Here is a 15,485-nt window from a genome sequence, read left to right as displayed (position 1 = left end):
TCTGATTGGAGAGTGGGTAAGGAATTCCAGCTGAACAGCAACGAGGTATTTCAGTTTTATTTCACGTGAATTTGAATGTCACCACAGATGCAAGGAGAGTTGGTTAGAATGCTTTTCGCAAAACTTCCAATCGGTAGGGATACCGTTTGAGAGCGGCCCAGGGATGGGCTTGAAGCGTTTTTGCGAAAAGCATTCTAACTAGCTCGACGACTCTCTGCCCGGGTGTTCCAGCCGATTTTCACCATAGTGACGCGGCTAATTTAAATCAACCTGCCAATTATCAATCAAACGAGTTTGCCCAAGAAACGCCGCAACTAAAATAACCAAGTGCTTATCGCCTGCAACTGCATCCTGCATGCTATTGCGCTCAGCAATTTCAACATAATCTATGGTTAAACCTTGCTGACTAATTTGCTCAGCAATAAAGGCTTTAACATCATCCAGTGACGCTTGCTGCTTAAGCTTTTCAGCAGCTTGCAACAAGCTTTGATAAATCACACCAGCTTGTTCTTTTTGCTCTGCCGACAAATAACCATTACGACTACTTTTAGCCAAACCATTATGCTCACGTGCAGTCGGTACCCCAATAATTTCAATCGGCATGGCTAAATCAGCAACCATAGTGCGGATAACTTGCAGTTGTTGGAAATCTTTCTCACCAAAACAAGCAACGTCAGGTTGAACTAAGTTAAAGAGTTTATTCACTATGGTTGCTACACCACGGAAATGCCCAGGGCGAGATGAGCCGCAATAATTGTCAGACACCCCTGGTACTTCAATGTAAGTTTGTACTTCCAAACCTTTGGGATACATAGTTTGTGAGCTTGGGGTAAATAATAAATCTGTACCTACGGCAATTAATTGCTCGCTATCGGCTTGTAGGGTGCGCGGGTATTTATCTAAATCTTCGCCTGCGCCAAATTGCATAGGGTTGACAAAAATACTGGCGACGACTCGGTCTGCATGTTTTTTTGCTTCTTCAACTAACGAGATATGCCCTTGGTGCAAATTACCCATAGTTGGGACAAATGCAATTTTGTCACCTTGCTGTTTCCAAGTTTTTATTTGTTGTCTAAGTTGAGTTAAATCGCTAATAGTTTGCATAAGTTTCTCGAGCAGACTGTGATATTCGTAAATAGAAGTTAGTTAATTATGGTTAGATCGCCAGCGGGTACTTTTGTTAATAAGTCAGCAAGTTTAGTTCCGCAGGGTAATATTAATTCCGGTGATAGTTGTGCAAGTGGATACAATACAAATGCGCGTTCTTGCATACCGTAATGCGGTACGGTTAAACGCTCTGAGTTAATAACTTGGTTACCGTACAGGACTATATCTAAATCCAGCGTTCTAGGACCCCAGCGCTCGGCTTTGCGTACACGGCCGTGTTGCTGTTCAATTGCTTGTAATTTATCTAACAAATCTAATGCTTCACCTTGCCAGTTAAAACAGGCTACTGCATTGACGTAGTCAGGTTGGTCTTGTGGACCCATAGGTTTACTGGCGTATAACGAAGAAACTTGTAAATCTGATACGCCAACTAATTCTGCCAAGGCATTTAACGCATTAGTAATTTGTTGCTGCGGGTTGGCTAAGTTGCTGCCAAGACCAATATAAACTTTATTCATTGCTGTCAGATTGTGATGTGTTACTACGGCGTTTTTTGTTATATGGACGTCGATTGTTATTGCGACGACGGCGTGGGCGTCTTTCTGAGTTATTGGATAACTCGTTGACTAAGTTAGCCTGTTTGCCCGCGTCTGATTTTTGCAGTTCTGTCCACCAAGTGGCAATGCTGTTTAGCTCTGATGCTTGTTCACCTTGAGCGATTTCGGCACGTAACAATAAAAAGTCATAGGCCGCTCTAAACTTTGGATGTTCTAACAATTTTAAACAGCGTTTACCGGCGCGTTTTTCTAACCTAGGTTGTAGTGCCCAGATATCACGAATGGTCGTAGAAAACCTTTTTGGAATAGTGATATTGTACTGGCCACCATCTAACACGGCACTTGCCGCTGTGTGCAATGCATCTTGTGCAGGCATACCTTGCGCTTGGTAGTGCTCACAAGCTTGTTCCATTTCATGCCATAAAAAGGCAGCAAATAAAAATGCTGGAGTTACCCGCAATTCGTTGTTAATGCGGGTGTCAGTATTGCGCAGTGCTATACACATTAACTGGTATGCAGCATCTTCATCTTTAACTGATTCGGTTAAATTTGGGAATATTTGCTGGAATAAACCAAACTCAATTAAACTTTTATAGGTATCTAAACCTTTACCAGCTAAAAATAGTTTTAAACATTCTTCAAATAAACGCGCTTTTGGAATGTTTTGTAATAAAGGCGCAAGTTTATAAATCGGCTTAGCGGTACGAGGTGTTATGTGCATGTCGAGCTTTTGTGCAAAGCGCACAGCGCGTAACATGCGTACAGGATCTTCACGGTAACGTGTTTCAGGATCACCAATTAAGGCTATTTCACGATTAGCAATGGCAGCAACACCACCCCAGTAGTCGCGAATAGAAAAGTCTTTAATATCGTAATAGAGCGAGTTTGCTGAGAAGTCTCGACGTTCTGCGTCTTCGTCTATATCGCCATAGACATTATCACGTAACAGCTGACCATCATCTGATTTATGTGGACTATCAGCGTCAGCTTCATGGTGACCACGGAAGGTGGCAACTTCAATAATTTCGCGGCCAAATACAATATGAGCTAAGCGAAAGCGGCGACCGATTAAGCGGCAGTTACTAAAACATTTTTTGATTTGCTCAGGCGTTGCATTGGTGACTATATCAAAGTCTTTGGGTTTTAAACCCAATAACAAGTCGCGTACACCACCACCGACTAAATAAGCATCATACCCTGCATCTTTCAGGCGATATAACACCTTCAGCGCATTTTTACTGATATCTTTACGTGATATGTTGTGCTCTGCACGCGGAATAATCTGTAATTCGGCGGTTGGTTTGACCGAGCTATTTTGTCCGCTCAATACTTTTTTACACAAATTCAAGACACGAGTAATAATGGGTTTTACCTTTTAGTTGAAAAAATTGGCGCAATAATATAACAAGCGAGCGCAAATGAGAATTTTTTAAGCATTATTCAGTTGTTTTACTGCAATATTTTGTACTTTTTCGCGCTGCCAGTGTTTTACTGCCCATGAAATGATGGTTTCGACGTTTTCTGTAGATAAGGCTTTAGGTGGTTGTTGGCCTAAATGCTCTAATGCTGCATGTAACAGGCTCGACGCTTGATTGACTTCTATAGCAGTAGCGCCATTTTGTTTACTCAGCTTTCTGCCATCGTCGGCGTATGCGAGCGGAATATGTGCGTATTCTGGTGTGTTGCCGCCAAGTTGAGCGATTAAGGCTTTTTGCCAAATGGTTGTGTCAAGTAAATCGTAGCCTCTAACCACATGGCTGATACCCTGAGCAACATCGTCCATACAAACTGCTATCTGATATGCAACTAAACCATCTTTGCGTTTGATGATAAAGTCTTGCTGGGCATGTAATCTTGGTAATTCACATAACCCATAAATTTGGTCGTTAAATTGGTTTATCGTGGTGTTGTTGATAAAGCGGATAGCGCAGTTGTCTGCGGAATTGTGTTTATCTCTGCAATAACCATCGTACTGGTGATTAATTGATTTCATGCGCTTGCGGGTGCAACTACAAGCATAAGCTAGATGCTCTCTGAGCCAGGTGTCTATTTGTTGCTGATATAAATCTAACCGTTCGCTTTGATAAATAACCTGTCGATCCCAATGTAAACCAAAGGCTTCGAGTTGTTGTAAAATGAGCTGCTTGGCGCCGGGCATTTCACGAGGGGGATCTATATCTTCCATTCTGACTAGCCATAAGCCATTGTGTGCTTTGGCGTCACAGTAACTTGCGAGTGCAGTAATCAATGAACCAAAATGGAGAGGTCCAGACGGAGAGGGCGCAAAACGGCCTATATATGTCATACAGCTTTAAAAGCTAGCATGCTTGAATGTTCAAGCATGCATAATGCACGGTTATAAACCAGCGTTTTGCTTTTCTTTAATTTCAGCTAGAGTTTTACAGTCGATACATAAATCGGCAGTTGGGCGGGCTTCTAAGCGGCGAATACCAATTTCCACACCACACTCTTCACAATAACCGAAATCTTCATTTTCGATTAACTGTAAAGTTTTTTCGATTTTTTTAATCAACTTACGCTCACGGTCACGAGTACGCAGCTCTAAGCTGAATTCCTCTTCTTGTGAAGCGCGATCTACTGGATCTGGAAAGTTAGCTGCTTCGTCTTGCATATGGTGCATGGTTTTATCCACTTCAGCACGCAGTTGGCTTCTCCAAGTTGCCAGTATCTTTTTGAAATGCTCAAGCTGAGCTTCATTCATGTAATCTTCACCAGCGCTTAGCTGATAAGGTTGTAAACCTGCTTGAGCTATTATGCCGGTTGCTTTTGGTTTTGTTCCAGTGGGCATATCACTTCTCCTAATTCTAAGCCAGCTGATCGCTAGGCGGCTATCTATAACAAAAAGAGTCTGAGTAGGCAATGATAAATTAGCATTAAACCTTATTTATAGCCCGAGATCAGATTTGTGCCAAGTTTATATGGGCAGTGTCACTCATTATCAATGGTTAAAAGAAGAATTCTTTATGAAGAAGAGAAAAAAGAAAACGCCTCGAAAAAGTTGAGGCGTTTTTAACGGTTAGCTGCATTACTCCAAAGGCATCCTGCACTTATCCATGGATATGGACTCATGTCCATAAAAAACGTCCTGTTGTGTCCTGTCCTTTTTGGTTTAGTCACTTAAACCAAACAACAACCTTGTTGTTTCCTGATGTCTCCGTACGAGTTAAATATTAGTGCTTTTTTACTGCAGTGGATCTAACAAATTTAGGAAAATAACCATGCTTTAAAGATAAAATAATATGACTTATTGGTTATTTTTATTTTAAATCAATGGGTTGTGTATTGGCTGTGGTATCTAGCAGGAAAACCAAACAGGTTTAACTTACTTTTTCTGTCAGATATATCTTACAGGTGTGATTGTTTTGGTCTGAAGAGTCTAATTATTAGAATGAATATTTATAAGCAGAGGTGTTTAATTTATTGAACTATATAAAAAAATTAACAGTGGTTAATTTGGATAGCAGCAGGGGGTGCCGCTATCCAAGGCTAACAATGAGCTTATTTGCGCATACCTTCAACATGTAATTCTAAAATTACATGGGTAGATGCAGGACCTAGATCTTTTTCAATCGCAAAATCTTTTAAGGCAATTTCAGTTGTGCCTGCAAAACCAGCACGGTAACCGCCCCATGGATCTTTACCTTCACCAACTTTTTCAGCGTCAATTGTGATTTGTTTAGTCACACCATGTAAGGTTAAATCACCAATGATTTTAAACTCATTGTCGTTCACCACTTTAATGCTTGTACTAACAAAAGTCGCTTTTGGAAATTTATCTACATCTAAAAAGTCGTCGCTGCGCAAGTGCTTGTCGCGGCGAGCATGGTTACTGTCAATACTGCTGGTGTCGATAGTCACTTGCACTGAGCTATCGGCTAATTTGTTTGCGTCATATTCAAAGGAGCCCGAAAAACGGTTAAAACGGCCAGTTAACCAGCTATAACCTAAATGTTTTATCTTAAAGTTAATAAAGGCATGCGCACCTTTGTTGTCATCATCAATAACATAGTTTGCTGCATAGGTATTGGCGGCAAATACGAGTGTCGCTAGGGTGAAAAGTAGTTTTTTCATGTATCATTTTTCCTTGTCTTAAGTATTAAATCATGCGTTTAAATAGAGGTTTTTTATCGATTAACTGATGTTTTATCGCACCGGCGACGTGTAATACCACAAGTGCGATTAACACATAGGCGGCATATTGGTGAATATCGCCGGCTAAGTCAGCTTGAGTGTCTGCATAGGCTATAGTTGCTGGAATAGGCAACCAATCGAACCATAAAATAGGTTTGCCACTTGCAGTTGAAATTAAATAGCCGCTGATCAATATAGTTAACAGTAATAAATACATTAACTTATGTGTGATACTCGCCGTTAGTTGTTCCCATTTTTCCCCTATTGGAGCTGGTTTGTCTGAGGTAAAGCGTGCAACAATCCTGATTATGGTTAGTGCAGCCAATATGATGCCGAAATTTTTATGCTGTGTTGGTGCAACTTGATACCAATCATCGTAATAACTCAATTCGACCATCCAGATGCCGACAAAAAATAGTGCTAATACCAATACCGCACTCAGCCAGTGGCATAGTCTTGAAATCAATGAATATTTATTGGTCATGTTATCTGTCCCTATCTGTATAAATGCTTCAAATAGAAATTATTCTTATTAAGCATATATAGAGTTCAATACGCAAGTTAATTTACGTGCTTTTTACGTTAATAGTTCAATAATGCCTTCATTGGTAATTTCGGAACGGTATTTGCTCAGCTAGCATTGTTAGGCGTTTTGGTTAAGATTTGCACTATTTTGGTACATTGGTCATGAGCCTGCGCTGTTTTTGCTAAAATTTCTAAGCAAACGTCTTGAGATTGTAGTGATGTCATAGCATTATCATATGAACTGCGTATATATGCGCAATAGATACATAATGATGAACAACAAAAGGAAACCAAGTATGGTTCAAAAATGTTTATTCCCAGCTGCGGGTTACGGTACACGCTTTTTACCAGCAACTAAAGCTCAAGCAAAAGAGATGTTGCCTATAGTTAATAAACCTCTTATCCAATATGGTGTTGAGGAGGCGCTTGAGGCGGGTATGAAATATGTTGGTTTTGTAACAGGCAGAACTAAACGAGCGATTGCTGATCATTTTGATATTTCTTATGAATTAGAGCGTGAAATATCCGGCACTAGCAAAGAAAAGTACTTAGAATCTATTCGTTATGTTATGAATAACGGTATTTTTTCTTTCACTCGCCAACCTGAAATGAAAGGTTTAGGTCATGCAATTTTGTGTGGCGAAACCCTTATGGGTAATGAAGCTTTCGGCGTTATTTTAGCGGATGACCTTTGTTTACCAGAAGAAGTGGGTGGTGAAGGTGTTATGGCGCAAATGGCGAAAATCCATCAAGAAACTGGTTGTTCTGTGGTTGCTTTAATGGAAGTGCCAAAAGAAACTATTTCTAAATATGGTGTAATTGCTGGTGAGCAAATTTCCGATGATCAATATCGCGTTACCGACATGGTTGAGAAGCCAGCGGTAGAAGATGCACCATCAAACTTAGCGATTATCGGTCGTTATATTTTAACGCCTGATATTTTTGATATTATTCGCAATACACCGCCAGGCAAAAATGGTGAAATCCAATTGACAGATGCATTGTTAGCACAAGCTAAACAAGGCAAGGTAATTGGTTATAAGTTTAAAGGTATGCGTTTTGACTGTGGTAGCGTAAAAGGTTTTGTTGATGCTACTAACTATGTATTTGAAAATGTATACAGCGACTAATCAATCCAATTGATAGTCAACTATTATGGTGCGGCCTTGATCTTTATAGTCGAGCTTTTTGGCTAGTTCACAAATAAGTTTGAGTCCGCGGCCATGATGGTCTGAGTCTTTTAACCTTTCTTTGATTTTGTCTGCGTCAAAACCACTGCCGCTGTCAGTGATTGAAAGTTGAATTGAGTTGTATTCAGCTTGATGTTCAACTTGTAAACGTAAATATCCTTGGGTTAAATTTTCTAACGCTGCTTGCCTTTGCAGATAGTATTCAAAAAAACCTTCATCTTCGTTTTTAACATCAGAATCTAACTTCAATAAACCATGATCGACCGAGTTGTTGTACATTTCTGCTAATAACAAAAACAAAGTTGATCTGTGCTTTTCCATGCCCTGAAAAGCTGAAACCATATCTAAAATTTGCGCAACAGGATCTGTATGGCGAATTTCTTCTGGTGTGAGCTCTACTGCAACTTTCCAAGGTAATGGAGGGATGTTTTTTTGAGTTTTTGTTTGTGGGCTAGGTGACGTTAAACAGTTTACCTGCACAATTGAAATATCATCTAATTGATGCTCTTTACCACGGTAATTGTCTAGTGTTTGAATAACGTCAATAATATCGGCTTTTGGATTATTATTGTATAAGGTTTCAAATCTATCTTGACCAAACATTTCATCTGCAGAATTCATGGTTTCAGTGATACCATCTGTATATATCACTAATCTATCTGCAGGTGTGAGCTCACAGTTAATTAGTGTATGCTCAAATTCATCGTCATTGAGTACACCTAGCGCCATATGTTGCGATGGTACTCGGTTTTTAACACCGTTTTTTGTGTCAATGATTAACATGTCTGGCATGCCGCCAATCCATACCGATGCAGCTTTGCCACTGCAAGATAATTCGACAATACAGGCCGCGCAAAACATGTCGTTTGGCAGCAACTGGAGTAAACGCAAATTTATCGCTCGCGCGATATCACCTACCGACATACCTCTTTGGGTTAGTTCAAAAAAGGTTTGTGCAGTAGGTAGAGCACCAACCGCTGCGGCTAATCCATGCCCAGTAAAATCGCCTAAAAATACGTAATTTCCGCCCAGAGGACTACGACTAGTCAGCAGTAAATCACCATTAAACGTCGAAGCAGGTGCTAGATAGTGCTCAACAATTTCTGTTCTTGCATTATTTTTGCTCAGTGCATTTGCAAAGATATGTTCGACAATTTGGTGCTCGCGGTCAGTTTGTAATTGGTGAAATTTTAGTTGGTTACGCTGTTCGTGGATACGTGCGGATAATTCTCGGCTGCGGCCATGAGCTTTTATTTTTGCAGATAAGATAAGTTTATCAAAAGGTTTTGCGAGGAAATCATCACCGCCTACATCTAAACAACGCAACATAGAGTCTTGATCGTCTAGCGAAGTAATAAATATGATTGGGAGGTGAAGGTCGCCAGAGAGTTTTTTTAAGATTGGAGCTGTTTCAAAACCGTCCATTTCCGGCATGATAACGTCTAATAGAACTATATCAGGGTTAATATCCTCAAAACGTTCAATTGCGTCTTTACCGTGTACAGCTAGAGAAACCTCATGCCCCTCTTGCTCTAGCATATACTGCAGCATAGCACGATTTAAATCCTGATCATCTACTACTAGTATATGCATGTATGCACTCCCGCAAATGCTAATTTAGTTTAATCGATCTCAAATTTTTTATCGAAACGAGATATTTGTAATATCTTACGGATTTGTGGGCGGCAGTTGGCTATTTTAATTCCGCTGACTTTAGCACCTAGGTTTTTCTGCATATTTAACAACATACCGAGTGCGGATGAATCCATATATTCAGTGTCACGTAAATCAATCACAACTTGAGGGCTAGTATCGCCAACATTGGCGTACGCCGCGCGAAATTCTTGCACTAAATTAAAATCAAACTTTCCGGCAATTTGAATAGTGAAAGTTTTGCCATCAGACGAAAGGCTTTTACTTAAACTCATGTTGATAAACCTATTGTAGAATAATTTTATTAAAACAATTTTTATTTGGGGATGAAGTTTTTGTGGTCAGTAAGTTGACGCTAAAAAGCTCATATGTAAATGAGTTTAGCAGCACTCTAGCAGATGTGAAATTCAAAAACGGATAAAATTTCAATTATTTGAAGTAAGCTAGGCGCTTGAATTTAACCTAAGAGTATTATCTAATCTAGCTTGGATATCGATATTGTTAATTTATCTTAGGTCGTCAGCGTCAAGCCGTAGAAGTAGGAATCAAGTATATGCACCAGTTAGACCCATCAGATTTATCCATATTGTTAGTAGAGCCTTCTGTTACACAGCGTAAGGTGATTGCTCGACATCTAGAAAAAGAAGAGATAGTGCATATTCGAGAAGCAACTGATGTTGATTCTGCCAAAACGGCTTTAGAAAAAAGTCATCCTGATTTGGTTATCTCAGCATTACATTTTCCTGATGGCACAGGATTAGAACTACTTCAGTTTATTAAGAATACTGAAAATTTAGCGGATATTCCGTTTATGTTGGTATCAAGCGAATGGCGTAAATGCCAACTTGAAGAGTTTAAACAAGCTGGTGTTGTGGCAATTTTACCTAAACCTTTTACGCCAGAGCATTTAGGTACAGCGATTAACTCTACGTTAGATTTATTGGTACCAGACGAACTAGAGTTAGATTTGTTTGACGTGCATGATGTGCGTGTGTTGGTTGTCGATGATAGCCGTTTGGCGCGTAATCATATCAAACGTGTATTGGCAAATTTAGGTGTACAACGTATTACTGAAGCGGAAAATGGTGCGGAAGCGCAAAATATTCTTGAACATGAAATGTTTGATTTGGTCGTGACCGACTACAATATGCCGGAAGTCGATGGCCGTGAGTTAACTGAATTCATTCGCTCATCTGGCCAACATTCGCATGTGCCTGTGCTTATGGTGTCTTCTGAAGCGAACGATACGCATTTGGCGAACATTGCGCAATCTGGCGTAAATGCCATATGTGATAAACCGTTTGAACCATCAATGGTTAAACAAATTTTATTTAATATTCTTAATCATGATCACTGATTAACTTAACCCTAAGTTAATTGAAGTCGCTTAAAAATAATACTTCCTTCACTTATCTCTGAATGCTAAACTACGCCGCCCTAATTATGCTATGCCATTAATTAGGGCTTATGTGGTTATTTGGTCGCAGAATAATCACGCTATTTTTTATTTTGGAGAGATGTTATGTCTACTACTATCGAATTAAACGCAAGTGTGCGTGCAGAAATAGGGAAAGGTGCGAGCCGCCGCCTACGTCACGCAGACAAAGTGCCAGCTGTATTATACGGTGCTGGTAAAGAAGCTGTTTCTTTAACTTTAGAGCACAGCAAAGTATTAAAAGCTCAAGAGCAAGAGCAATTCTACTCACAAATTTTGAACTTGAACATCGACGGTGAAAAAGTTGAAGCTATCGTTAAAGATATGCAACGTCACCCGTACAAGCCAAAAGTTACTCACTTAGATTTCCAACGTGTTGCAGCTGACCAAGCGTTACATACTAACGTTCCTTTACACTTCATCAATGAAGAGGCTGCAGTTAAAGCAGGTGGTGTAGTTGCTCACCATGCTGCTGAAATCGAAGTTAGCTGTTTACCAAAAGATTTACCAGAATTCATTGAAGTTGATGTAGCTAAAGTTGCTGTAGGCGAAACTTTACACTTAACTGACGTTCAATTACCAGCTGGTGTTTCTTCTGTTGAGTTAGCGAAAGGTGCTGATCACGACGTTGCTATCGTAACTGTTGAGAAGAAAAAAGGCGCTGCTGAAGACGAAGAAGAAGCTGCTGCTGAAGAATAAGCAATAGCATGTCTGATTCAGTTCAGCTGATTGTGGGTCTGGCTAATCCAGGCTCACAATATCAAAATACCCGTCACAACGCTGGCGAATGGTTCGTCCAAGAAATCGCCCGTCGCTACAATGCGACTCTCAAGCTCGAAAATAAATTTTACGGTTTTACCGCACAAGTCACAATTAATGGCCAAGACGTTAAGCTGTTAATACCTACAACTTTTATGAATAAAAGTGGTCAGGCTATTGCCGCTATGGCGCAATTTTATAAAATACCTACTGAACAAATTTTAGTCGCTCACGATGAATTAGATTTACCGCCCGGTGTTGCTAAATTTAAGCGTGGTGGTGGTCATGGTGGGCACAATGGTTTGCGCGATACTATTAGCCGTTTAGCCAATAATAAAGAATTTTTACGTTTACGTCTTGGTATTGGTCATCCTGGTCATAAAGATAAAGTGACAGGTTATGTGTTAGGTAAAGCGCCTGCTAGCGAGCAAACGGCAATTGATGCTGCGGTGGATGAAGCTGCGCGTTGTACAGAATTATGGTTTAAAGACGGATTCAACAAAGCAATGAATCGTCTTCACAGTTTTAAAGCATAGGATTTTACTTATGGGTTTCAAATGCGGAATTGTTGGTTTACCAAACGTGGGTAAATCGACTTTGTTTAATGCGTTAACTAAAGCTGGCATCGAAGCAGCCAACTTTCCATTTTGTACAATAGAGCCAAATACCGGTGTTGTACCTGTTCCAGATATGCGTTTAGACGCGTTGGCAAAAATTGTAAACCCACAGAAAATTTTACCTACAACTATGGAGTTTGTTGACATAGCTGGTTTGGTTGCGGGTGCTTCAAAAGGTGAAGGTTTAGGTAACCAATTTTTGGCAAATATTCGTGAAACGGATGCAATTGGCCATGTAGTTCGTTGTTTTGATAACGAAAATGTTGTGCATGTTGCTGGTAAAGTAAGTCCTGCTGACGATATTGAGGTGATTAACACTGAGTTAGCCTTAGCCGACTTAGATACTGCTGAAAAAGCCATGCTGCGCGCTGCTAAACGCGCAAAAGGTGGTGATAAAGATGCTAAAGCAGAAATTGAAGTTTTAGAAAAAATTAAGCCAGCACTAGATGATGGTTTGATGCTGCGTTCAGTTGAGTTAACTAAAGATGAGTTGGCAGTTATTAAGCACTTTAACTTCTTAACCATTAAACCAACTATGTACATCGCCAATGTGAGTGAAGACGGCTTTGAAGATAATCCATTATTAGATTTAGTGCGTGAAATCGCAGCTAAAGAAAATGCGGTTGTTGTGCCTGTTTGTGCTGAAATCGAAGCTGAGTTGTCTGAGCTAGATGATGAAGACAGAGACGAGTTTATGGCCGATTTAGGCTTAGAAGAGCCAGGTTTAAACCGTGTTATTCGCGCTGGTTACGACTTATTAAACTTACATACCTATTTTACTGCTGGTGTGAAAGAAGTGCGTGCTTGGACGATTAAAATTAATTCTACTGCGCCACAAGCTGCGGGTAAAATTCATACTGATTTTGAGAAGGGTTTTATCCGAGCTGAAGTTGTTGGTTATGATGATTACATTGCTAATAACGGTGAGTCTGGTGCGAAAGACGCTGGTAAATGGCGTTTAGAGGGTAAAGATTATATTGTTAAAGATGGTGATGTAATTCACTTCCGCTTTAACGTTTAATCACCCGATTATATTTAAGATTTTTGAAAGCCAGCATAGTTAATATGCTGGCTTTTTTGTGGATTTGAGATTGGTGTGTTGGAATTGCTGCTCGCTCAGAGTTTAAAGTAAGGCAAGCGGAATATTGCCAACAAAAACGCTTTAAACTCGTCCGTGAGCCGCTCCCACAAGGCTTCCCTTCCTTGTGAAGTTTTGTTGTCAATATATCCACTTACCTTTTAGCAATCTTGTCGCTGCTCCAACAAGTTAAATCGGTACGCTCCTAAACAACATCCATGTTGTTTGAAGTTTTCTGAAAAACATTTCCAGCCAGCTTTCCCTGCATTTTTATCGTATTGATCCAGAGTTAAGATTATTTAACCTAAATTATCAGCAAAGTTTCTCACTCCGTTAATTTTAAATTTAATGTGCGTGACCAGATCGGCTTGTTATGCGGTTATACATCGAAATATTTACACAGCTATTGATGTCCGAGGGTGTGCATCAACCGATAATTATTTTTTAGTTTAAAAAGTTAATTGAAGTTCGATAGGCACTAACTTGCGGGTGATTTTTTACTGTTTTGTTCGTTTTATATACGTCTTTTGCTTCTTTTTTAATTAAATAAACAAAAACTACAAAAACAGTGTGAAAAGTTGAAAAAAAGGGGTTGACGCGACCCAGTCATATCAGCATAATACGCGCCACTCGCTGAGGCGAGGTTAGTGGCTACATAGCTCAGCTGGTTAGAGCACAGCACTCATAATGCTGGGGTCGCAGGTTCGATTCCCGCTGTAGCCACCATTTTTAGCGGAAGTGGCGAAATTGGTAGACGCGCTGGATTTAGGTTCCAGTACTTCGGTGTGAGAGTTCGAGTCTCTCCTTCCGCACCATTGCTGGGGTATCGCCAAGCGGTAAGGCAGCGGGTTTTGATCCCGCCATTCCCAAGTTCGAATCTTGGTACCCCAGCCATTTAATCTTCTAGATAAATTCAAAAATACTTTCACTCAAAAAACTCGGTTTCCTGCTAGATCTTCATCTAGAAAAACAAAGTTATTCAAAGCTCACCTTGGTTATTGTCCCGAGTTTTCGTTATTTCTGTTTGGCTGGTTTACTACGGAAGCGTTTGTGCGCTATTGCTAATAAGAGCACACAGCTAGAGGCCGCAACTAAATAGCGTAACTCTATGTCTAAAGATTGGTTGAATATGGTGCTAAGCAACTCTAAGCTGATTACCAGGTAGATAAGTTTTCGTAGGGTATGTTCTTTTAATACCGTTAGCATAAAAGCCCCTAGCGGCGCGCCTATTGCGGCAACAATACAAGCTGTCCACCAACTATTTATCACAAAGTCGGATAGTTCGATTGATTCGATAAAAACCAACCAGATTGATGCGCAAATTGCGTTAAATGCCATTAACACTACAGTGCTCGGAATAGCTTCTTTAATTGGGTATTTCAGCACATAAACTAATACAAAAAACAATACAACATCTGAGCCAGAGCCTAAACTGGCGGATAAAAAACTACCTAACACGGCTGTGGCGAATAGGATCAGTGGTTTGTATTTTAGTTCGTGCCTACGCGCATATAGGCTATGGTTGCACAGCCATAACACCCAAGCTGTCACTAAAATAAATTCACTAAAGGCAAATCTTAACCACTGTGCGCTTAAGCTTGTTTGGCTCAACGCAAAAGGCAATACGATCAAGGCTGCTGGAAAACAATAGCCGAGTAGCTCCCAGTGAATTTTAACTTTTCGACTGATAAAAAACAGTGTCGCAAAGCCCATGCCTATAGTTTGTATGGTTAAACTAAAATATTTAGCATCTATGGCATTTACCGCAAAAACTTTAGTTAAGACTGGGAATGCAACCGCACCACCTCCTAATGGAGTAATTCCGGCGACAAATGAGCCAAACACCATAGTGAGTGCAGAGGTCCAATACTGCGCGAACAATTCACCCGCAGCGAGCGGTTTGTCGCTGACCAACCAAAATACAACTAGGCTGAGCAAAGCGATAGGGTATAACCACGCAAGGTTAGGCTTTAATTTACTACTCACTTTCTTCTTTCAATTGTTCTATGCGTTGGATTGTTTTGGTGATTTTACATGCTCTAAATTTACTTGCTGCTTCAGAAGAGGTCAGGTTTTGAAAAAATACACTGCGGCATTGTGATTCGATAAATTTGTCGTAGTGGGCATTTGCACGTTTAAATTCACTTAACATGCTTTGGTTACCAGTGTTGTTTACTTGTGCTGTTAATTTGTCTTCAGCATCGACAATCCATGTTTGTAATTCGCGTAAAACTTGTTTTTCGGTTTCATCTAAACAAATAGCGTAAGCTGTTTGGCTGGCACTATTGGTTTTGCAGTTTTCGATAAGTTTATTCGCTTTGGCTTTGGCGCTTTCTGCAATCGCAGTAAAACTTGTCAATCCAGCTAATAAAATAATTACCATAACGTTTTTATGTGATCTAACCAATAGCA

The 15,485-nt window shown here is 40.1% G+C and carries 16 protein-coding genes and 3 tRNA genes; 8 read left to right on the top strand and 11 right to left on the bottom strand.

The genetic code is table 11. The features are described 5' to 3' along the window. Positions 1-255: 255 nt before the first annotated feature. From panC to WSC_RS0103110, 7 genes are all read right to left on the bottom strand, one after another. Positions 256-1,104 carry a pantoate--beta-alanine ligase gene (gene panC / locus WSC_RS0103140; RefSeq protein WP_016954445.1) on the bottom strand — a complete coding sequence of 283 codons (849 nt, stop codon included), beginning with the start codon at positions 1,102-1,104 and terminating at the stop codon, positions 256-258. A gap of 38 nt (positions 1,105-1,142) precedes the next feature. Next, a complete protein-coding gene (gene folK, locus WSC_RS0103135) occupies positions 1,143-1,625 on the bottom strand; it encodes a 2-amino-4-hydroxy-6-hydroxymethyldihydropteridine diphosphokinase (RefSeq protein ID WP_016954444.1) in 483 nt (160 codons plus the stop codon). Then, positions 1,618-2,991: a polynucleotide adenylyltransferase PcnB gene (gene pcnB / locus WSC_RS0103130; protein WP_237716278.1), complete on the bottom strand. Its 1,374-nt coding sequence runs from the start codon at positions 2,989-2,991 to the stop codon at positions 1,618-1,620. Before pcnB ends, folK begins: the two co-directional genes overlap by 8 nt. A gap of 102 nt (positions 2,992-3,093) precedes the next feature. Next, on the bottom strand, positions 3,094-3,969 hold the full coding sequence (gene gluQRS, locus WSC_RS0103125) for a tRNA glutamyl-Q(34) synthetase GluQRS (RefSeq protein ID WP_016954442.1): 876 nt from the start codon (positions 3,967-3,969) through the stop codon (positions 3,094-3,096). Between the two features lie 51 nt (positions 3,970-4,020). Beyond that, positions 4,021-4,473, bottom strand: a complete 453-nt coding sequence (dksA, locus tag WSC_RS0103120; RefSeq protein ID WP_016954441.1) for an RNA polymerase-binding protein DksA — start codon at positions 4,471-4,473, stop codon at positions 4,021-4,023. 710 nt (positions 4,474-5,183) lie between these two features. Continuing rightward, positions 5,184-5,756: a YceI family protein gene (locus WSC_RS0103115; protein ID WP_016954440.1), complete on the bottom strand. Its 573-nt coding sequence runs from the start codon at positions 5,754-5,756 to the stop codon at positions 5,184-5,186. A gap of 25 nt (positions 5,757-5,781) precedes the next feature. Then, complete coding sequence (locus WSC_RS0103110; RefSeq protein WP_016954439.1) at positions 5,782-6,300, bottom strand: cytochrome b; 519 nt, start codon at positions 6,298-6,300, stop codon at positions 5,782-5,784. A gap of 337 nt (positions 6,301-6,637) precedes the next feature. Between WSC_RS0103110 and galU the strand changes: the two genes are divergently transcribed. Further along, a complete protein-coding gene (gene galU, locus WSC_RS0103100; RefSeq protein ID WP_016954437.1) occupies positions 6,638-7,471 on the top strand; it encodes a UTP--glucose-1-phosphate uridylyltransferase GalU in 834 nt (277 codons plus the stop codon). Here the strand turns inward: galU and WSC_RS0103095 are convergent, their stop codons facing one another. Both WSC_RS0103095 and WSC_RS0103090 read right to left on the bottom strand, forming a co-directional pair. Next, complete coding sequence (locus tag WSC_RS0103095; RefSeq protein ID WP_016954436.1) at positions 7,472-9,124, bottom strand: fused response regulator/phosphatase; 1,653 nt, start codon at positions 9,122-9,124, stop codon at positions 7,472-7,474. Positions 9,125-9,153: 29 nt separating this feature from the next. Further along, on the bottom strand, positions 9,154-9,459 hold the full coding sequence (locus WSC_RS0103090) for an STAS domain-containing protein (protein ID WP_016954435.1): 306 nt from the start codon (positions 9,457-9,459) through the stop codon (positions 9,154-9,156). Positions 9,460-9,737: 278 nt separating this feature from the next. Between WSC_RS0103090 and WSC_RS0103085 the strand changes: the two genes are divergently transcribed. The 7 genes from WSC_RS0103085 (at position 9,738) to WSC_RS0103055 (ending at position 13,967) form a co-directional block, all read left to right on the top strand. Next, the gene (locus tag WSC_RS0103085; protein WP_016954434.1) at positions 9,738-10,541 is read left to right on the top strand and encodes a response regulator; all 804 of its coding nucleotides are present in this window, start codon (positions 9,738-9,740) and stop codon (positions 10,539-10,541) included. A gap of 165 nt (positions 10,542-10,706) precedes the next feature. Beyond that, a complete protein-coding gene (locus tag WSC_RS0103080; RefSeq protein WP_016954433.1) occupies positions 10,707-11,318 on the top strand; it encodes a 50S ribosomal protein L25/general stress protein Ctc in 612 nt (203 codons plus the stop codon). 8 nt (positions 11,319-11,326) lie between these two features. Then, entirely contained in the window at positions 11,327-11,914 is a 588-nt protein-coding gene (pth, locus tag WSC_RS0103075; protein WP_016954432.1) for an aminoacyl-tRNA hydrolase, read from the top strand. A 10-nt stretch (positions 11,915-11,924) separates the two neighbouring features. Further along, positions 11,925-13,016 carry a redox-regulated ATPase YchF gene (gene ychF, locus WSC_RS0103070; protein WP_016954431.1) on the top strand — a complete coding sequence of 364 codons (1,092 nt, stop codon included), beginning with the start codon at positions 11,925-11,927 and terminating at the stop codon, positions 13,014-13,016. A 706-nt stretch (positions 13,017-13,722) separates the two neighbouring features. Further along, positions 13,723-13,799: transfer RNA gene (locus WSC_RS0103065), tRNA-Met, on the top strand. Between the two features lie 6 nt (positions 13,800-13,805). Beyond that, positions 13,806-13,888: transfer RNA gene (locus WSC_RS0103060), tRNA-Leu, on the top strand. A 4-nt stretch (positions 13,889-13,892) separates the two neighbouring features. Then, positions 13,893-13,967: transfer RNA gene (locus tag WSC_RS0103055), tRNA-Gln, on the top strand. Positions 13,968-14,087: 120 nt separating this feature from the next. On the opposite strand, the gene WSC_RS0103050 is transcribed toward WSC_RS0103055, so the two are convergent. Together WSC_RS0103050 and WSC_RS0103045 are read right to left on the bottom strand one after the other, a co-directional pair. Further along, on the bottom strand, positions 14,088-15,059 hold the full coding sequence (locus WSC_RS0103050) for a sulfite exporter TauE/SafE family protein (protein WP_016954430.1): 972 nt from the start codon (positions 15,057-15,059) through the stop codon (positions 14,088-14,090). Beyond that, entirely contained in the window at positions 15,052-15,480 is a 429-nt protein-coding gene (locus WSC_RS0103045) for a lysozyme inhibitor LprI family protein (protein WP_157447171.1), read from the bottom strand. Before WSC_RS0103045 ends, WSC_RS0103050 begins: the two co-directional genes overlap by 8 nt. Positions 15,481-15,485: the final 5 nt, after the last annotated feature.

The sequence above is a fragment of the Catenovulum agarivorans YM01 genome, assembly GCF_000281085.1.
Taxonomy (GTDB): Bacteria; Pseudomonadota; Gammaproteobacteria; order Enterobacterales; family Alteromonadaceae; genus Catenovulum; species Catenovulum agarivorans.
This window is presented reverse-complemented; position numbering and strand designations above follow the sequence as displayed.